General features: G+C 68.9%; 13 protein-coding genes. 9 read left to right on the top strand and 4 right to left on the bottom strand.

From position 1 onward, the window contains the following. Positions 1 to 64 precede the first annotated feature (64 nt). Complete coding sequence (locus tag JL475_RS41720) at positions 65 to 211, top strand: HNH endonuclease family protein (protein WP_202279341.1); 147 nt, start codon at positions 65 to 67, stop codon at positions 209 to 211. 32 nt (positions 212 to 243) lie between these two features. Here the strand turns inward: JL475_RS41720 and JL475_RS20990 are convergent, their stop codons facing one another. Together JL475_RS20990 and JL475_RS20995 are read right to left on the bottom strand one after the other, a co-directional pair. Continuing rightward, positions 244 to 822 (bottom strand): transposase, encoded by a 579-nt coding sequence (locus JL475_RS20990; RefSeq protein WP_307825119.1) that lies wholly within the window; start codon positions 820 to 822, stop codon positions 244 to 246. Further along, positions 819 to 1,313, bottom strand: coding sequence for a winged helix-turn-helix domain-containing protein (locus JL475_RS20995; protein ID WP_202279342.1), 495 nt, complete (start codon positions 1,311 to 1,313; stop codon positions 819 to 821). The genes JL475_RS20990 and JL475_RS20995 overlap by 4 nt, the downstream gene beginning before the upstream one ends. 90 nt (positions 1,314 to 1,403) lie before the next feature. Between JL475_RS20995 and JL475_RS21000 the strand changes: the two genes are divergently transcribed. The 7 genes from JL475_RS21000 to JL475_RS21030 all read left to right on the top strand — a co-directional run bounded on the left by JL475_RS21000 (position 1,404) and on the right by JL475_RS21030 (position 16,875). Then, positions 1,404 to 1,823: a hypothetical protein gene (locus tag JL475_RS21000; protein ID WP_202279343.1), complete on the top strand. Its 420-nt coding sequence runs from the start codon at positions 1,404 to 1,406 to the stop codon at positions 1,821 to 1,823. A 644-nt stretch (positions 1,824 to 2,467) separates the two neighbouring features. Further along, complete coding sequence (drmD, locus tag JL475_RS21005; RefSeq protein ID WP_202279344.1) at positions 2,468 to 5,734, top strand: DISARM system SNF2-like helicase DrmD; 3,267 nt, start codon at positions 2,468 to 2,470, stop codon at positions 5,732 to 5,734. Continuing rightward, entirely contained in the window at positions 5,731 to 9,810 is a 4,080-nt protein-coding gene (locus tag JL475_RS21010; protein ID WP_202279345.1) for a DNA methyltransferase, read from the top strand. The genes drmD and JL475_RS21010 overlap by 4 nt, the downstream gene beginning before the upstream one ends. After that, the gene (drmA, locus tag JL475_RS21015) at positions 9,807 to 13,541 is read left to right on the top strand and encodes a DISARM system helicase DrmA (RefSeq protein ID WP_202279346.1); all 3,735 of its coding nucleotides are present in this window, start codon (positions 9,807 to 9,809) and stop codon (positions 13,539 to 13,541) included. Before JL475_RS21010 ends, drmA begins: the two co-directional genes overlap by 4 nt. Further along, complete coding sequence (gene drmB, locus JL475_RS21020) at positions 13,538 to 15,571, top strand: DUF1998 domain-containing protein (RefSeq protein ID WP_202279347.1); 2,034 nt, start codon at positions 13,538 to 13,540, stop codon at positions 15,569 to 15,571. Before drmA ends, drmB begins: the two co-directional genes overlap by 4 nt. Further along, positions 15,546 to 16,331, top strand: coding sequence for a DISARM system phospholipase D-like protein DrmC (gene drmC / locus JL475_RS21025; RefSeq protein WP_237407778.1), 786 nt, complete (start codon positions 15,546 to 15,548; stop codon positions 16,329 to 16,331). The genes drmB and drmC overlap by 26 nt, the downstream gene beginning before the upstream one ends. Before the next feature lie 247 nt (positions 16,332 to 16,578). Then, a complete protein-coding gene (locus JL475_RS21030) occupies positions 16,579 to 16,875 on the top strand; it encodes a hypothetical protein (RefSeq protein ID WP_202279348.1) in 297 nt (98 codons plus the stop codon). A gap of 128 nt (positions 16,876 to 17,003) precedes the next feature. Here the strand turns inward: JL475_RS21030 and JL475_RS21035 are convergent, their stop codons facing one another. After that, positions 17,004 to 17,831, bottom strand: a complete 828-nt coding sequence (locus JL475_RS21035) for a hypothetical protein (RefSeq protein WP_202279349.1) — start codon at positions 17,829 to 17,831, stop codon at positions 17,004 to 17,006. Between the two features lie 349 nt (positions 17,832 to 18,180). Here JL475_RS21035 and JL475_RS21040 point away from each other — a divergent pair, with 349 nt between their 5' ends. Then, positions 18,181 to 18,345, top strand: a complete 165-nt coding sequence (locus JL475_RS21040) for a hypothetical protein (RefSeq protein ID WP_237407814.1) — start codon at positions 18,181 to 18,183, stop codon at positions 18,343 to 18,345. A gap of 31 nt (positions 18,346 to 18,376) precedes the next feature. Here the strand turns inward: JL475_RS21040 and JL475_RS21045 are convergent, their stop codons facing one another. Continuing rightward, the gene (locus tag JL475_RS21045) at positions 18,377 to 19,258 is read right to left on the bottom strand and encodes a DUF3800 domain-containing protein (protein ID WP_202279351.1); all 882 of its coding nucleotides are present in this window, start codon (positions 19,256 to 19,258) and stop codon (positions 18,377 to 18,379) included. Between the last annotated feature and the right edge of the window lie 65 nt (positions 19,259 to 19,323).

Raw genomic sequence — 19,323 nt, forward strand, 5'->3', positions numbered from 1 at the left:
GAAGCTGATCCGAGAAAGGAGGACTGGATCACCGCAGCGGGCACAACGGCTGTGCCGACAGGCGGTGAACTCGCTTCCCCAGAGCGCAGGCCGCGGCAGCGTCGAGGCTCATCAGCGCCGGCAGGTACTCGTCCATACCCTGGGGAACCTGACCCTGCTCACCCGCAGGCTCAACCCAGCGGTCTCCAACGGCCCCTGGGAGCGCAACTGAGGTTTTCGCGTCGGGGTGCGTTGCTCCTGTCATCACGTCAGGACGAGACCGGTCTCGGCGATGAAGCCGTCCAGGAGGCCCGGACGGTACTGCATCCGCTTGAGCCGGGTCCGTATCAGCGCGGCGAGTTCGTCGGTGGTGCAGGCAGCCAAGTTGACCAGCGTCTTCTTCAGGCTCGCCCACACGCTCTCATCAGGGTTCAAATCCGGTGCATAGGACGGGAAGTGGAACACCGTCAGCCAGGAACGCGCGGCGAGCAGGGCACGCATCGCGCGGTCGGTGTGCTGGGTGGAGTTGTCCCACACCAACACGATCGGCCGGCAACCGAGTTCCTGGTGTGCTGCGTCCAGGAAGGCCGCCAGGTCCGGCTCCCGGAAGCCCTTCTTCTCACCCCCGCGGCCGGGGTGGCGCACCAGCATCCGGTACACGAGCCGGGTGCGCTCCCCGAGGCGGCAGCACACCGCACTGACCAGGGACACCCGCCCGCCGCCCCTGCCGGTGACCTTCACCACCGCAGTGGTGCCCCGGGGAGACCAGGTGCGGGCCTTGGGCGGGCGCATGCCCTGGCCGGACTCGTCGGCGAAGCACAGCCAGGCGTCCTGCTCCCTCACCGTCGTTCCACCACCGGCCAGACTTCCTCGACCCAGGTGGCCACCGCCTGCTCGTCGCGTTCGGCGGCCCGGTGCACCGGCACCTGCGCCGTGAAGCCCATCTGCCGCAGCAGCCGCCAGGTCTGCGGCACGCTGAGCGAGATGTGCCGGCGGCGGCCGATGACGGTGGCCACCCGGGCCAGCGTCCAGCGCTGGTCCTCGACCCAGCCGTGCGCCGCCGGGCCCTGCTCCAGCAGCACGGCCAGTTCCGTGCGCCACTGCGGCCTGAACCGGCTGGACGGCCCGCTGGGCCCCTTCGAGCGCAGCGCCCCGGTCCCGCCCGCGCGCCATTGGGCGTGCCAGGCCCGGGCCGACTTCTGCGAGACCCGCAGCCGCTCGGCGACCTGCGGCGGCCGCATCCCCTGCGCGAACATCTCGGCGGCCCGGAAGCGGACCTGCTCTCGCCGGTCACGCTGGGGCGCGGTCAGGCCGCCACCATCGGGATACCTCATACTTCCGGCCTACACCCGACCGCGAGCCCCCGCACCTCGACGCGAAAAACTCAGAAGCGCTCCGACATCCTCTTGCACAGTGCGCTGTCGTTGAACCGTTCCCTGCCCGCGCAGTGGGATGAGGAGGCCGTCCTGGCCCGGGCGGAGCATCTGGCAGAGGCGTTCTGCCAGCGCTGGCAGCGCCCGGAGGGAGGGGCACCGGCCCTCTCGGTCGCAGACCTCCCGGCCCCCGGGCTGGGGGCACAGAAGATCACGCCCGCCGGCAGGCCGGCGACGGTCACGGTGCCCAGAGCCCGCCGTGACGTCGCCCGCCACATACGCGAGGCCTTCGCGGGTCTCTCGGCCGGGAGCGTCCTGACGGTCGCGCAGATGGTGGCAGCCCGCACCAGCCAGTACGGGGCCGGTGAGATCAGCGCCGGCGCGGTGGCCGCCAGGCTCCGCGCCGACAACGTTCCCGGCATCCGGGCCGTCCCCGGCTCCAGCCCGTTGTCCGCCCGCAAGATCACCTGACCCGTCCGTGGCTGCGGGGCCGCGGACCCGCTCGCACCCGCCACCCATCAGGGACCGATGCGCTGTTCGCGGCGCGTGGTTCACGGGCTCGTCGCGGAAGGCGGCACGCCGGTCCGCCGACGCTGCACCGAGTCCGCTCGCCGGGAAGGTGCACGGGGCATGACATGGCGTCAACTTGTCATAAGATCTTCACTGCATCCCCTCGGAATATGCGCTGTGATGGGTCGTCACAGCTGTGGGGGAGGGGGATCTGAGGGGTAGGGGGCGGTTATGCCTGATCTTGCGGTGGCTGAGGGCGTGGGGTTACCGGCGCCGGGCCAGTCGGTGACGGTCCGTGACCGGCGGTGGATGGCCCACGAGGTGGTCGCCGGAGACGAGTCCGTCCTGAAGGACTTGGAATGCTTGATCCGGGCCGTACCGGGGACACCGGGCACTGTGAACAGATCGGCCTACTCCGAGTGGCTGTTGAGCCGGCCAACTCCGAAAAGACCGGGCCGCCCTCACCGACCGGCTGGGGGCCATCGCCCGGGATGCGCGCGCAGGAGACCACAGCGCTGCGCCGCCTACGCGAGTCCCGTCGGGCGATGGTTCCCGGCCGTCGTCACCTTTCTCGTCCCCGCCCTGCTGGCCAGAGGTAACCGCTGATGCCCCGCCTGGAAAAGTCCGTTGGCCCCATCCCCGCCCAACAGCACGCCAACCGGCTGCGCCAACCCCCGGTCGACGGCCCGTCTGTCGCCCTGCCGGCGCGCACCGACGGCTTACCCCATCTGCCGTCGGTCCCGGAGCCGGGACAGGTCGTCAATGTCCGGGGTTCTACCTGGGCGGTGACGGACGTGCGCCAGCAGGGGTTGCCGCGCAGCCCCGCCGATGAGGGCACCGCGCAGCTCACCCACGTGGTCAGTCTCCAGTCGCTGGAGGAGGACCGCCTGGGCGAGGAGCTGGCGGTGGTCTGGGAGCTGGAGGTCGGACACACCGTCGCCCCGGACCAGGGGCTGCCGGAGTCCATCGGGGTGGACGGCTTCGACGACCCCAACACGCTGGCGGCGTTCGTGGACGCGGTGCGCTGGGGTGCGGTTACCTCCGCCGACGCCGACTCCTACCAGGCGCCGTTCCGCAGCGGCGCCAACGTCGAGGCGTATCAGCTGGAGCCGCTGCGCCGTGCGCTGCAGTCCTCGCGTACCAACCTCCTCCTCGCCGATGACGTCGGCCTGGGCAAGACCATCGAGGCCGGCCTGGTCATCCAGGAACTGCTGCTGCGGCACCGGGCCCGCTCGGTCATCATCGTCTGCCCGCCGAGCCTTGCCCTGAAGTGGCAGGACGAGATGCGGGAGAAGTTCGGCCTGGACTTCGTGATCGTCAACAGCGAGGTCATGGCGCAGGTGCGGCGCAGTCACGGACTGGACGCGAACCCGTTCCGGCTCTTCCCTCGGGTCATCGTGAGCATGTCGTGGCTGCCGACGGTGCGCGCGCAGCGTCTGCTGCGTGCGATCTACGCCGATGCCCGGGGCACGGCCACCGCCCGGCGCTTCGCGTTCGACGTGCTCGTCGTTGACGAGGCCCACCACGTCGCGCCCGCCAGCCCCAGTGCGGCGGACGGGCACCGCGGGTACGCCGTGGACAGCCAGCGCACGACGGCCACCAGGGAACTGGCCGAGCGGTGCGAGCACCGCCTGTTCCTGTCCGCGACCCCGCACAACGGCTATCCGGAGTCGTTCACCGCGCTGCTAGAGATGATCGACGGCCGCCGGTTCAGCCGCGGTGCCCTCCTCGACGAGCAGGCGCTGCGTGAGGTGACGGTGCGCCGGCTGAAGACCGAGCTGAAGGACAAGGGCTTCAAGACCCGCCGGCTGAAGACGATCGACTTCACCCCGGACGACGAAGAGCAGCAGCAGTTCGCGATCCTGGAGCGCCTTCTTGCCGAGAGCGCCCGCGCCAACGGCAAGAAGCGCTCGGGCGACATCGTGGCGATGCTGCTCAAGAAGCGCTTCCTGTCCAGCCCGTGGTCGTTCGCCCGCACGCTGGAGCTCTACGAGCAGGCCGCCGCCACCGGCGGGCTGCCGGATCTGGATGGCGAGGATGAGTACTACCAGGAGGTCCTCGGCAGCCGGCAGTCCGATGAGGAGGAGGGCCAGGCGGACCAGCCCGAGTTCACCGCGCTGCGGCAGAGCAAGGGCTCCGATCCGCTCGTGGCCGCGACGGGCCAGGAAATTTCCGCCCTCGTCGCATGGGGCCGCGGCTTTGAGCACCGGCCGGACTCCCGCCTTGAAGCCCTGATCCGCTTCCTGGACGAGATCTGCCGCCCAGACGGCACGACCTGGACCAACAAGCGGGTGGTGGTGTTCACCGAGTACGCCGCCACCTTGGACTGGATCGCCGATGTGCTCACCCAGCGCGGCTACGGCGAGGTGCTGGCCACCATCCAGGGCTCCACGCCGACCGAGGAGCGGGAGGAGATCCGCGCCCGCTTCACCGAGGACCCGAGCAAGGAGCGCGTGCGCGTGCTCCTCGCCACCGACTCGGCCGGCGAGGGCATCGACCTGCAGACGTACTGCCACCGACTGGTCAACTTCGACGTCCCGTTCAACCCCTCCCGGCTGGAGCAGCGGATCGGGCGCATCGACCGCTACGGCCAGCACCACACGCCCGAGATCTACCACTTCCAGCCCGACTCGACCTCCGCGACCTACGCCGCGGACATGGACTTCATGCGCCGCATCGCGGAAAAGGTCGGCAACGTCGCCCACGACCTCGGCTCGGTCAACCAGATCATCGACGCCGAACTGCAGGAGCACTTCAGCCCGACCACGGCCACCCGCAAGACCAGGCCGGCTGACCACGAGAGCGGCGACGCCATCATCACCCGCGCGCTGGCGGGCGGTATGGAACTCAACCGCCGTTTGACCGAGCTGTCCCGCACCTACGACCAGCGCAAGCTGGAGATGCACCTCACGCCCGGCAACGCCCGCCGGGTGGTGGATGCGGCCCTGGCGCTCACCGCCCAACCACCGCTGATCGAGGCCGACGACGACCGCACCGACGCCAAGGTGTACCAGATCCCTTCGCTCGGCTCGGCCTGGCAGCACGCCCTCGACGGACTCGACACCCGCCTGAACCCCGGCGTCCTGCGGCCGATCACGTTCGACGACCAGGCCGCGCAGAACCGCACCGACCTGGTCCACGTCCACCTCGGCCACGCGCTGATGCAGCGCTCGGCCCGGCTGCTGCGCAGCGCGCTGTTCGGCGTCGATTCCCCGGTGCACCGGGTCACCGCGGTCGTGGTCGAGGACCTGCCGCAGTCGTGCGTGGCCGCCGTCTCCCGGCAGGTCCTCGTCGGGCGCGGAGGCCTGCGGCTGCACGAGGAGGTCTTCCTCACCGGCGTCCGCCTGCGGGGCCAGGCCATGGCCGAGGCCAAGGTCGAAGAGGTGCTCGATGCGGCCCTCGACGCGGAGCACCTGGACCTGGCCGACGAGAGCGTGCGCACCGCCCTCGCCCAGCGGTGGAACGCGGAGGACGCCCGGCTGCGCACCCGGCTGCTCACCGCGGTGGCGCGCCGGGCCGAGTCCCACCAGGAGCGGGTCACCGAGGCACTGCGCGACCGCCGGGAGTCCGACATCGCCCGCGCCCGGGAGATCTTCGCGGCCTTCCGGCTCAACCTGGAGGAGTCCCGCGAGCGGCTGGCGCGGGAGATCCAGGCCCAGGAGGAGCTGCTGTTCACCGACGACCAGCAGGCGCAGCGGCGCCGCGACCTGCGGGCGATGGAGGACCGGCTGGCCAGCCTCCACGAGGAGGAGCAGCGCGAGATCGCCGCGATCGGCGAGCGGTACGCCGACGTCAAACCGCACGTGTCCGCCGCGGCCGTGGTCTTCGCACTGGCCCCGGCCGACGCCGAAGCAGGGAGGGTGCAGTCATGAGGCGCAACTCCGCCGGGCCGGCGCGTTCCGCCGCCGACCTCCACCGCGCGTGGCTGGAACTGGTGGATGCCGACGGGCCGTTCCTTTCCGTGCCCGCCCTCAAGCGCGTCTGGCCGCAGGGCATGCCGCAGCTCGGCGCCGACCAGGGGGCCCTGCTCAAGGAGGCCAAGCCCGCGTTCGAGAAGGCGTGGGAGGACTGGGACCTGCACCGGGACGACCCGGCGGGGCTCGACCGCTACCGCGAGGCCCGCGACGCGTGGGTCGAGCTGGTCCTGCGGAATATCCTGGGCTGGGGCGACCACTACACCACCGACCTGACCGGGGCGCTGTTCGCCGAGGCGGCCGGCGGTGTGCGCTCGCCCAACCACGCCCTGACGGTCACGCCCACCGGCGCGCTCGCCCACAGCGAGATCATCGGCGCGCTCGTCCTGGTCGTCGACCCGGTCGACTCCCTGCGCGACCCGCTGGACGATGGCTGGGCGACCAGCCCGATCGACCGCACGGAAGAGCTGCTGCGCACCGGGAAGGTCCCCGTCGGCGTCGTCACCGACGGACGCTGGTGGGCGATCGTCAGCGCCCGCAAGGACACCATGGTCGCCTCCGGCATCGTCGACGCCCAGACCTGGACCGAGGAACCGCAGACCCGCAACGCCTTCATCGAACTGCTCCGCCTCCGCCGGCTGCTCGGCGGACGCCCCGAAAACCGCCTGACCGAGCTGTTCGGCGAATCGGTCGCCGCCGCCGAAGAGATCACCGAAGCGCTCGGCATCCAGGTGCGCCGGGCGGTCGAGCTGCTCGTGCAGGCCCTATCCGAGGCCGCACTGGACACCGTCCGCCACGGCGAACCCGACCCCCTGCCGGCAGACCGGTCGGAGGTCTACGAGGCCGCCGTAACGGTGATGATGCGGGTGGTCTTCCTGCTCTTCGCCGAGGAACGCAGCCTACTCCCGCAGAGCCAGCTGTTCGCCATGGGCTACGGCATCAGCGACGAACTGGACACCCTCGACCGCCGCGAACGCGAGGAGGACAGCGAGACCCTCGACGGCACCCACCTCACCTGGCACCGGCTGCTGGCGACCTCTCAAGCGCTCTCGCGCGGTGCGTCGTTCGAGGACCTGCGCCTGCCCTCGTACGGCGGCTCGCTCTTCGACCCCGACCGCTTCCCGTTCCTCACCACCCGCAGCCCGCGCGGCACCCTGGCGATCACCGTGAGCGACCGGGTCATGCTGGAGGTGCTGCGCTCGGTACAGATGGCCCAGCTGCGCGGCGAACCGGCCCGGCGGATCTCCTTCCGCGACATCGACGTCGAACAGATCGGCTACATCTACGAAGGCCTGCTCGGCTACTCCAGCAAGGAGGTCGACGAGGTCACCGTCGGCCTCATCGGCAAGCCCGGCGAAGAGCCCGAGATACCGCTCACCGAGCTGGAGGCCATGGCCGCCCGGTACCGCGACCCGACCAAGCTGGCCGACGCCATCCTCGCCTGGGCCAAGGACGACCAGCCCGCCGCCAAGCCACCGACCAAGGCCGCGCTGGCCAAGGCCATCCGCGGCAGTGGCGAAGTGGAGGACGCCGAGCGCGCGCTGCGCGCGATCACCACCGACGAGGCCCTGCGCGACCGGCTGCGCCCCCTCATCGGCATCGTCCGGCGGGACTTGCGCAACCGGCCCTTCGTCGTCGAGCCCGGCGGCGTGCTGCTCGTTGAAACCCCCTCCCGCGCCACGGCAGGCGCCCACTACACCCCGCGCAAGCTGGCCGAGGAGGTCGTCCAGCACGCGCTGGAGCCGCTGGTCTTCAACCCCGGGCCGCACCAGATCGCCGACCGCGGCGCCTGGCGGCCCGTTTCGTCCGATGACATCCTCGACCTCAAGGTCGCCGACATCGCCTGCGGCTCCGGCGCGTTCCTCGTCGCCGCCGCGCGGTACCTGGCAGCGCGGCTCGTTGAGGCATGGCGGCGCGAGGGCGTGGCAAGCGGGACCGCGCACGACCTGTACGTCCACGCGATAAGGACGGTGGTCGCCACCTGCCTCTACGGCGCGGACATCAACGCCATGGCGGTGGAGATGTGCAAGCTGTCGCTGTGGCTGGTCTCCCTCGACCCCAAGCTGCCCTTCTCCTTCGTCGACGACAAGGTGCTGCACGGCAACTCCCTGCTCGGCCTCACCGACGCCGAACAGCTCCGCGCGCTCCACATCACCCCGGCCAAGGCGGCGGCGACACCGCTCTTCGACCTCGGCGAGGGAGCCGAGACGATCCGCCACCTCGACATCGACGGCGTGCTCACACGGGCAGCCAGACTGCGCCGCAGCCTGGCGACTGAGGTCAACAACGACGACCCGCAGCGCTCGGCCGCCACGAAGCGGCGGCAGTGGCGCGAGTACCAGGAGTTGACCCGCCAACTCGCGGACGTCGCCGACGGTGTGATCGCCGCCGGGCTGCAGCTCGGCGGCAAGCCCGGCAAGGTGCTGACCGAGGCATACGAAAACCTCCGTATCGCCGTCGGCCTCGCCTACCCGGCAGACGGCGGGGCGCCCAACCGCGCCATGTTCGATGGTGCCCTTGCCGCAGGGCTCACCCCGACCGTTGAGACAGACTATGAGCGATGGAAGCCGCTGCACTGGATCCTGGCCGTTCCCGATGTGATGGAACGCGGCGGCTTCGACGCCATCGTCGGCAACCCGCCGTTTCTTGGAGTAAAAAGGCTCTCATCCTCTGTCGGATCGAATGTAAGAGAATGGATTGCCAATATCTTGGCCGGAGGTATGGGAGGGCGTAGCGACCTCGTTGCATACTTTCTGCTTCGGGCGCATTCTCTCCTGTCTCCCAACGGAAACCTTGGAGTTATTGCTACCAACACGGTCGCCCAAGGTGACACGCGCGAGGTTGGACTCGATCGCCTGGTCTCTGACGGCTTTACCATCACCCGCGCTGTCCAGAGTAGGACGTGGCCAGCCGCAAGCGCAAATATCGAATTTGCCGCAGTCTGGGGAACTCGCGGAATGGTAGCGGCGGATGTACCGCGATTTGCCGACGGAGACGCCGTGTCGGCAATCTCTACACTACTGGAGCCTTCTGGTCGAGTAGCTGGTGCTCCTTCGCGCCTTGCAGAGAATCATCTAATCGCATTCCAGGGATGCATTCCGTTCGGCTCTGGCTTCATTCTTGACCCAGGGGAAGCCGAAGTCTGGATAGCGGAAGATCGTGACAACTCGAACGTCCTGTTCCCTTACCTGACTGGCGAGGATCTCTACTCGCAGCCGGACGCATCAGCTTCTCGCTGGATTATCGACTTCAATGGTATCTCAGAAAGCGAGGCGCGGCGCTTCGTGTTGCCTTACGGGCGCGTTCTGGATCGAGTTAAGCCTGAGCGGGCAACCAAAGCGAAGTCGACGAGGGGGATCGAGTGGTGGCAGTACTTGCGCGCGCGTCCAGTCATGCGTAAAGCGATTGCCGAACTGGATGAGGTGTTGGCAATCACCGTTATTAGCAAGACCATTATGCCGATGCGAGTGTCGACATGCCAAGTTTATAGCAACTCTCTGAACATCTTTGCCACGCGCTCATTTTCCGACCAGGCAATACTTTCGTCAAATTTGCATCAGATGTGGGCGATCAAGTACGGGTCGGGAATGCGGAATGATCCGCGTTACACGCCTTCCGATGTCTTTGAGACGTTTCCTCGCCCAAAGCCGACCGAGCAACTGGCTGAGATCGGCAAGGCCCTCGACACCGAACGTCAAGAGATCATGCTTCGCCGCGGTCTCGGGCTGACCAAGCTCTACAACCTCGTCAACGACCCCGAGATCTACGGCTCCGCCGATCCCGACATTGCGCGACTGCGGCAGATCCACGTCGCGCTGGACGAGGCAGTGACGGACGCCTACGGCTGGGACGATGTCCCGCTGGACCATGGATTTCACACCTACCGGCAGATGCGGCGCTGGACGGTCGATCCTGCGGCGCGGGTGGAGATCCTTGACCGGTTGCTGGAGGAGAATCACCGCCGCGCCGCCGCCCAAGGCGAGGCGTCAGCCTCAGCCGAGGCTGACGAAGAGATCGAGGGTGAAGACGAGTGAGTACACCCAGCCCGGAGTCGGCCGGGACGCCGTCTGCTGCTGCGGCCGAGGCCCGGGCGGAGTACCGGCTGGTGCACGAGCCGGACGGGCGGTCTTGGACGGTGCGGGAGAACCTGGTCGACATCCTCGAACGGGAGTTGCTTGGCCCGGCGGGTGGTCCGGAGGAGGTGCTGGATGGGGCGCCGGACGCGGCGTACCTGGTCGGCCGGATCGCCCCGTTCAAACTCACCGCCGGCCGCGGCGATCCGCAGGAAGCCGACACGGCCGAGGCCGCCACCGATGTCGGTGACGCCGTGGACGCGGACGAGGGCCGGGGCGTGCCCGTCACCGCTGTCGACGAGAGCAGCACGGGTGCGGACGAGGATGCCGGCGTGGAGGATCAGCCGCAGCAGCGCGGGTTGATGATTCCGGCGTCGATGGGCTTGCGCTGCCAGGTCCCGTCCGATCTCGACTCCTTCACGGTGACCGCGTCGTGGGGGATGTACGAGCGGGTCAAGGTGGAGGCCGAGGCCGCCGACGGGGCGCGTAGCCGCCGTTACAAGCGCACCCCCATCAAGATCGATACGAAGGTTGTGGTCGCCGACCTCAGGGCCGGGGAGACGACGGAGTTCCCGCTGAAGGACAAGGTCGTGCTGCGCATCGACCGGCACGACGACGAGGTGCGGGGCTGTCTGATCGTCGAGGTGGCGCTCTGCAACGACCGGGAGACGCCGCGCAAGATCCCGGTCGAGGCGTGGCTGTACCAGACCAAGCTGGCCGTGGAGGCCGGTGGCGCCGAGGTGTTCCTGCCCGTCGCCGACCCGCTGGAGGACACCCGCTATGAGCGGGACGATGAGCTGCGGCGGCTGAATCTGCAGTACCGCGACCGGCTGGAGTTCGCCGTCGGGCGCACCTGTTCGGTGGACTGGCAGGTGGCGGCGGGGGCGCGGCGGGCCAGCGAGGTGTGGACGACGTGGCTGCCGACCTGTCAGACGCCGCAGACCACGGCGGAGGAGATCGGCGAGGCGCTGCTGGACATGTCCGTGCTCGCCACGGCGAGCCGGGAGGAGCTGCGGGCCGGCCTGGAGCCGATCGCCGACGGATACGCGGCCTGGCTGGACGGCGAGGAGCGTCGCGCCGGGGCCCTGCCGGAGCATCTGCGGCAGGAGGGGCTGGACGCGGTCAGCGAGGCGCGCAAGGTGCAGCGCCAGCTTGCCGAGGGCCTGGAGCATCTGCTCGGCGACGAGGAGGCCCTGCGCTGCTTCCGGTTCATGAACAAGGTCATGGCAGATCAGCGCGTCCACACCCAGGTGGCCGAGTATCGGGCCAAAGACCCGCAGGTGAGCATCGAGCAGGCCCGTGCCGCTGTGCTCGCCGAGAAGGGTGCGAGGGCGCATTCGTGGCGCACCTTCCAGTTGGCTTTTATCTTGATGCAGTTGCCGCTGCTGACCGATCCGGCGGCGGAGAAGCGCTCCGGCGATCTGGCGAAGGCGCAGCTGCTGTTCTTCCCGACCGGTGGTGGCAAGACCGAGGCGTATCTGGGTCTGGCCGCGTACACGTTTGCGATCCGGCGGCGGCAGGGCCTTGTGGCGACCCCGGACGGTCCGCTGGACGGGGGCGCGGGTGTGGCCGTGCTGATGCGTTACACGCTGCGGCTGCTCACGGCGCAGCAGTTCCAGCGGGCGACGGCGCTGGTGTGCGCGGCCGAGCTGGCGCGCAGCGCGGAGCCTAAGACGTGGGGGGATGAGCCGTTCCGGATCGGGCTGTGGGTGGGCACGGACGTGAGCCCGAAGCGGTTCGAGGAGGCGGCGGCGCAGCTGGAGAGGGCCAACAACCGGTCCGGCTACCGGTTGACGGTGCTGCAGATCCAGCGGTGCCCGTGGTGCGGGAGCAAGATCGGTGCGCGGGAGGTCAAGGCGGTCAAGGCGTCCCGTCGGGTGCATGTGTACTGCGGGGATGAGCTCGCCGGCTGTCCGTTCGCCGAGGGCGGCGAGGCGGCCGAGGGGTTGCCGGTGCTGACGGTGGATGAGGAGATCTACCGGCTCACCCCGGCGTTCGTCATCGCCACCGTGGACAAGTTCGCCCGGCTGGCGCGGGAGGGGGAGGCCGCGTCCCTGTTCGGCTATGTGTCCCGGATCTGTGGGCGGCATGGTTATGTGCACCCGGACTCCCGGTACTGCGAGCTGACCGACAAGGGCAGGCATCCGGCCAAGGACGGTCTGCGCGCGGCGGGGCTCCGTCCGGCGGGGCGGCTGCGTCCGCCGGATCTGATCATCCAGGACGAGCTGCATCTGATCACCGGGGCGCTCGGCACGACGGTGGGCCTGTTCGAGGTGGCGGTCGACGTCATGGCGGCCTGGCGCGACGCGCAGGGCCGGGCGGTCCGGCCGCTGCTGGTCGCCTCGACCGCGACCGCCCGCAACGCGGATGATCAGGTGCGCGCCCTCTACGGGCGGGATGTGACGATCTTCCCGCCGCAGGTGCTCGATGCCGGAAACACGTTCTTCTCCAAGGAGGAGCCCGTCTCGGAGCGCTTCCCCGGCCGGCGCTATGTGGGCGTCAGCACGACCGGGGTCCGGTTGACCACGGCGGAGATCCGCGTCGCCGAGATCCTCATGGCCGGCGCGCAGTTGCTGCTCGACCGGTCCGGCACGGCCGCCGACCCGTATATGACCCTGGTCGGCTACTTCAGCGCCACCCGCGAACTGGCCGGCATGGCCCGCTACATGGGCGACGACATCCAGACCGCGCTCGCCAAGCGGCGGCCGTGGTCGAAGCTGCCCCGCCGCACCGGCACCGAATACGGAGCGCTCCACACCGCGGAGCTCACCTCCCGTGTGGCCAGCGCCGACATCACCACCACGCTGGACCAGATGGCCGTGCCCTTCGACCCCGCCTTCGACTCCGCCTCCGGAAAGCGGGAGCTGCGTGCGCTGCGCGAGGCGGGCAAACGGACGCCCACCCGCGAGGTGAGCCCCTACGATGCGATCCTGGCCACGTCGATGCTGCAGGTCGGCGTGGACGTCACCCGGCTCGGGCTGATGCTCGTGGTCGGGCAGCCGAAGAACACCGCGGAGTACATCCAGGCGTCCTCCCGCGTCGGACGTTCCGCGGACAAGCCCGGGCTGGTGGTCACGCTGGGCAACTGGGCCCGGCCGCGCGACCTGGCGCACTTCGAGCAGTTCCGGCACTACCACGAGACCTTCTACGCCCGGGTGGAGGCGCTATCGGTCACCCCGTTCTCGGTCACCTCCCTGGAGCGCGGGCTGGACGGCGTGCTGGCCAGCGCGGCCCGGGTGCTCGACGCCGTCCGCCCTGACGGATTGTCGCCCGAGCAGGGCGCGGGCCGAATCGCAGCCGAGCGGCCCTTCGCGGAGGCGCTGATCGACACGCTCGTGGCACGGGTGCAGCGCGCGTCGGATGAGGACACGGCCCACCGGGCGCGCCGGCGCCTGCGCAACCGGCTGGACCAGTGGGAGAAGCGGCGCACCTACCTGGCGGTCCTGCGCAAGAACCTGGTCTACGAACGGACATTGGACGAAGCCCACTTCGGCCCGCTCATGATCAGCGCCGAGAACGCCCGCTCGGTGGCGGACAGCAAGGACGCGCCGCCGTTCATCGTAGCCAACTCGATGCGCGAGGTACAGCCGGAGATCAACCTCCTGGTCAGTCCGATCAAGGAAAACCTGATCTTTATGGAGCCGCCCGGGGCCCCCGCCTGGGACTTCGCTCCGGCCAAGGAGGACTCGTGACCGCCGAACTCACCGAGACGCGGTACCTCTACGACGCGTCCAACGCCGTCGATCCGCTGGGCGACGCCGAGCGGGAGTCCGACGAGGGCCGCAAGCACAACCGGGCCAAGGTCGGCTCGGGCCGACCCTCCTCCCTGCTGTACACATACGGTCCGGGCGCCATCATGGACCTGCCGCAGTTCACGATCATGCCCTCCGGCCTCGACGACTGGGACCGGATCTGGCGCCGACGCGACGGCATCCCCCAGATCCGCGCCCCGCGGCTGCGTCAGGCCGTGGCCATGCTGCTGCGCTCCCGGGACATCCAGCTCCGGCCCTATCCGTGGCAGGCGAAGAAGATGAGCCTGTCCACCGAGGGCAACGACCTGGGCGTGCCCGCCCGCGTCTTCCCCCAGTGGCTGCGCTGCACCGGCTGCGACATGCTCGGCGCCCTGGCCCAGTTCGACTACCGCAACACTCACCCCTACCGCACCGACCTGGCCTGCTTCGAGCACGCCCGGTGCACCGGCCGCGCCGGGGAGCGCACCCGCAGGCCGACCCGCCGCACGGCGGTGCCCGCCCGCTACCTGCTGGCCTGCGTCGACGGCCACCTCGACGAGTTCCCCTACGACCTGTGGGTCCACCAGGGCCAGAGGTGCGACAAGGCGCAGTTCCCAGCGCTGAAGATGGTCGACCGCACGGCGGGCAAGGGCGCATCGGCCGTGATCCGCTGCGAGTCCTGCGGCGCGCGGCGGCCGATGAACGAGGCCCAAGGCGAGGCCGGGCGGTCAAAACTGCCACGCTGCCGCGGACGCCACCCGCACCTGGACGCGTTCGAGCCGGGCGGATGCGGCAACGAGACCCGGCTGATGCTCGTCGGCGCCTCCAACCTGTGGTTCCCGGCCACGCACTCGATCATCGTCATGCCGGAGTCCTCCGAGGAACGCAAGAGCGACCTCGCCGACCAGATCCGCACCGCCCTGGGCGAGAAGCTGGCGAAATACCGCGACGACCTCGACACCCTGCGAGACGTGCTGGACGGCAAGGTCAACGTCACCGACCTGTCGGATGCGGAGCTGACCCAGGCCGTGGCGGCAGCCGGCGCGCCACCGGCCTCCGAGGCGGAACAGGAAGAGCGCATCCGCACCTGGGACCCCGTCGACCTACTCGTCCCCGAATGGCTCTACCTGCAAAAGGACGTGCTCGGACCCGGGGTCGAGGACCCCGCAAGCGGTCTCACCCTCTCAAAACGTCAGCGCGACCCCGACCTGCCGCCGCAGATCACCCGCGTGCTCGCGGTCGAGAGGCTCCGCAAGGTCAACGCGCTGATCGGCTTCACCCGGATCGACGCCATGGACCGCGTCGGAGACCTGCCGCGCCGACTCGCCCCGCTGACCCGCACCACCCGCCCGACCTGGACCGTCGCCACCGAGGACCGCGGGGAGGGCATCTTCCTGCAACTCGACGACCAGGCAGTCGCGTCCTGGGAGAAGCAGGTCGCCACTACCGACATCTGGCAGGCGCACCGCGACGCCCACCGACGCAACTTCCACCGCCGCTTCTCCGAGACCGCCGACCAGGTCGACCCCGACACCCGACTGAGGCCACCGCGCTACTGGCTCGTCCACACCCTCGCCCACGCCCTGATCCGCGAACTGGCCATGACCTGCGGCTACTCTGCAGCCAGCCTGAGCGAGCGCCTGTACGCCTGGCCGGAATCCGAGGAACGCACGGCCGCCGCCGGCCTACTGATCTGCACCACCGCCTCCGACAGCGACGGCACGCTCGGCGGACTGGTACAGCTGAGCGAGCCGACCCGCCTGCAAAGGGTCGTATCCCGCGCCCTCTACCGCGCGGCCCGATGCTCCTCAGACCCGATCTGCGCCACCCGCACGCCGCAGGACCCGGAAGACTTCCTCCACGGTGCCGCCTGCCACTGCTGCGTCATGGCCTCGGAAACCTCGTGCGAGCGGGCCAACCGCTTCCTCGACCGCCGCTTCCTCGTCGACCTGCCCGGGAGCAACCTTGGCTTCTTCGACCACGCCGATTGACCCAGCGTCGGCGAGGAAGCTCGGGCAGCTCCTCACCGGCACCGAGGCCCGGGAGATAGCCGACCGGCTCACCGACGGCGACACGCTCACCGCCGCGCTCAAGGTGGTCGCCGCCGGACGCCGACCCGAGGTACGGGCACTGCTGGAACACGGCGCCGCATCGAGACCGGCGGACCCCGGCCCGACCGTGGCCGTGCTGCGAGCAGTGGAAGGAGCACGGTCAATCACCACCGCCCTCGACCCCCTGTGGACCATGCCCGGCCACCTGGCCCAGACCGGGCCACTGACCAGCTCCGTCACCCGCCTCGTCGACAACTCCCGCCAGTCCATCACCTGCTCAACCTTCAACTTCCAGCGATCCTCCGGACTCTGGGAAGCTCTGCGCCGGGCAGCCCGCCGCCCCGAGATCCAGGTACGGGTCTACCTCGACACCCAAGCCGCCGATCAGCACCCGAAGCCCTGGTCACCGACCACATCCGAGGTGGCCGCGCACCTCCGCCCGGGGATCGTCTTCCGGACAAAGAACTTCGACGGAGCCCGCGTCCGCAACCACGCGAAGTTCCTCGCCATCGACCACCGGTTCCTCCTGGTGACCAGCGCCAACTTCTCCTGGAGCGCAGAGCACGGCAACGTCGAGTTCGGCCTGCTCATCGACAACCCCAACCTGACCGAGTCCGTCGAACGCGAGATACACCGCGCCGAAGACCTCCTCTACGAACGCGTTCTCGCGCCGGAAATCAGCACCGGCCAGGGCACGTAGTTGACCATGAGGCGCCACCAGCACGCCAAGAACTACCCTCACCCTTAAGGGTGCATCCCCGCGCCCTGGACACGCCCTAAACCCATGCGCGAGACCACTTGTGCCACTATGTCCGGCACGCGAAGCTTCTGCACCAGGGCGAAACCTGCCGGCTCATCCCTCGCTACAGGACCCTCAGGTCACTACCTGCGAGAGCAGCACCAAGCCGGCATCGGAGGACGGCCCGTGGTTCGCCGGAAAGGGCGGCATGGGCGATTGGGACATCATCAGAGCCGAACTGGACGCTGCCGAACGCGAACAGCGGACGATCTCAGACCTGGCAGCACGAGTTATCGCCACTCAGTTCTACGGCGGCCAGTCATCCGCGCTGTACGCCCTCTCCTCCACCGGCACCATCACCGATGGCTGGGACAGCGAAATCCACACCGCCACCACACACAGCCACGAGTACCGAGAACGCCGCGCATTGGAGGCACTCGCCGCCTACTGCAAACGCCGCCCGGACAAGGGCCGTCGACCGAACTGGTCAGCACTGCGTTGGTGACGAAGCTCCGCCCCAGGGGGTTCCCAGGAGCCAGACTGTCCTGCCGCAGGATCGATGCCGCGGTGCGAGCGTAGCCGGGCGAACAGCTGCGCCGCCGCCCGGCGCCACGTCAGCGGTCAGACATCCGACTATCGGGAACTGGGGAGCGCGAGTTCGGCAGCGTCTCGTGCGACCCGCACCGCGTCCGCGAGGGGGCCTGCCAGGGCGTCGGCTTCCGCCTCTGCTGTGCGAACCTGTTCAGCAGTAATCGTGTCGGCGGTCGTGGCGGCAACCAGGTCCATGTATGCCTCCGTCCGGCTTTCCGCCTCTTCCAGCTGCCGTTGCTGGTCGATGAGCTTGTCGATCTCGCAGACCGTCGCGGCGTATGCCTCCAGCGCCCTGACCCGGTTGTCGACGGCTTCCCGACTGGCCCTCAGTGCTGCCGCCTGCGTCGTAAGGGCTGCATCGACGTCGGCACCTGCGCTATAGCGTTCGGCCTCCCTATGGTCACGAGCAAGACGGTAGATCCTCATGCCGTCCAAAGCGATCTTCCAGAGGATGTGTGGCAGGTCAGCGTCGTTGCGCTGACGATCGATCAAGTCACTCCTATGGGCCTGAGAAGAGCTGATCTTGTCAACCGCCTTGGCTGCGCGGACGACGAGGTCACGCTCCTCTGGCGCGAGGTCGACGGGACATACATAGCGATCCTGGCCACGGTAACGCCGCGCTGTGCGGCGTGCACGGGTTTCGCTCAGGCGCATGCCGATGGCGGCGGCGCAGAGAGCAAAGCAGATAAGCGTGCCGAGGCAGCCGGCGGCGGGTTCCCAGGTGTCGCGAGCGTAGGCAGGCGTATGGATAAACGACCACGTGAGCCGACCGAAAGCGAAACCAGCGATTCCGAAAAAGATGGCCGCCCCCGTGGGCCCAACCGGGGCGGTTGCCTTCTTCGGCTCTTCGGCCGCCAACTCCCGCAGCACTTTGCGGTTCCTCTCCCTCGCACTGGGAAGCGCCTGTCGTCGACCGTCGGAGGAAGGGAGCTCCTCCCCGGTGACACTCAAAAGAATCCTGCGGTCTGCTTCCGGCATCTCAGGGTCAACGATCGGACGATCTTCAGGTCTCGGCACACTCCGCCCCCGGTTCGAATTCAGCGATGACGCCAGATCATAAGCACACGCGTGCTCTTGGTCTCGGCCCGGTAAAAGGCCCGCGGTCCCGATCCTGTCCTCCTGCGGCTGAGCCCCTCACCAATAGGTGAGGCGGGAGAGTCCCGCCAGAGGGAGGTACCACCGTGATCGTCCGACTCCTGGGAGGCCGCTCGCCGGCCGCGTGCTGAAGACCACCGACGTTCCGTGGGCCGGTGACTGGCTCACGGTCGGTGACGCTGACTGGGGCCTGTACATCCCCGTGCACCGCGACCCGGCGACCGGCATCGTCCTGGCGGAGGCCCGGGTTACCATCCCGCGCTGGCGGCAGCCCGCTCAGGAACGCTAAGCCTGCGGTTGTTGGGCACGGCGCAGGCAGCTCACGGCTGTGTCGCGGCGGCGTCCGGGTCGCCGAGGCCATTGTTGCTCGCGAAGATCCATCCGCCGTGGGGTAGCGCCGTGCCCATCGAGCTGGCGGTGTCGGGGAGGACGTACGCGTCTTCGCCGAACACCCAGTAGGCAAGGTTCATCAGTGCCCTCCAGTTGTAATGGGTGCTGGGGATGAACTTCAGACCTGTGCCGCCTGCGTAGTCGCGGGAGTTCTTGGCGAGCAGCTTGTAGATGAGGTCCTTGTAGCGATCGGCTGCGGGGGCGCCGGCGATGAGGGCAGTGGTGGCGGACGCCACGAGGTCGGCGAGTTGCAGGTGGTCAACGTGGTCGGAGCGTGTGGTGATGATGGGCAGCAGGATCTGCTTGTTCGCGGGCTTCACGTACTGGGTCCCATCGGTGTCCAACGCCAGCGCGTCGGCCAGCCAGCGGGTCTCATCCTTTCGCCCACCACCCGGCTGATCAGCGATAACGATGCCTTTCTCCTCACCGAGCGTGTAGGTGACCCGCTCGTAGAGGTACTCCAGCATCTCGCTCTTCAACTTGCTTTCGGAATACCACTCTGGCATCAGCTCGGGTGCACATATGACGACGCAGGCCCGGACTCCGAGCTCGGCGGCCGCTTCCAGCATCCGGACCCGGGCGGTATGCAGTTCGTCCCACTTCTTATGGAGAGGCCCCCCATCCGGCGACCACTTGAACTCCGTACCGGCCGGGACGCCCAGCTCTTGCCGAAGCTGGGCAAGCTGCTCGCGGTAGGGCTGCAGAGCCTCCTGAGGAAAGACCACTGCCCCGTAGGCGTGGAGGGCTCCAAGACCATCCCTCGGTACGTCTTTCCGCTTACGTGAGCTGTCGTCCATGAACGCGAAGTACATGGCGGGAAGCCTATGACCGAGCGGGTGGGTCAGGTCCAAGGTCTCGCACAACCTGCTGCCATACG

The sequence above is a fragment of the Streptomyces sp. M2CJ-2 genome, from assembly GCF_016757295.1.
Taxonomy (GTDB): Bacteria; Actinomycetota; Actinomycetes; order Streptomycetales; family Streptomycetaceae; genus Streptomyces.

What these genes read in the sequence shown, in the direction of transcription:
- JL475_RS20995 (WP_202279342.1), bottom strand. Translation starts at nt 1,313, where the DNA reads ATGAGGTATCCCGATGGTGGCGGCCTGACCGCGCCCCAGCGTGACCGG.
- drmD (WP_202279344.1), top strand. Translation starts at nt 2,468, where the DNA reads ATGCCCCGCCTGGAAAAGTCCGTTGGCCCCATCCCCGCCCAACAGCAC.
- JL475_RS21010 (WP_202279345.1), top strand. Translation starts at nt 5,731, where the DNA reads ATGAGGCGCAACTCCGCCGGGCCGGCGCGTTCCGCCGCCGACCTCCAC.
- JL475_RS21030 (WP_202279348.1), top strand. Translation starts at nt 16,579, where the DNA reads ATGGGCGATTGGGACATCATCAGAGCCGAACTGGACGCTGCCGAACGC.
- JL475_RS21045 (WP_202279351.1), bottom strand. Translation starts at nt 19,258, where the DNA reads ATGTACTTCGCGTTCATGGACGACAGCTCACGTAAGCGGAAAGACGTA.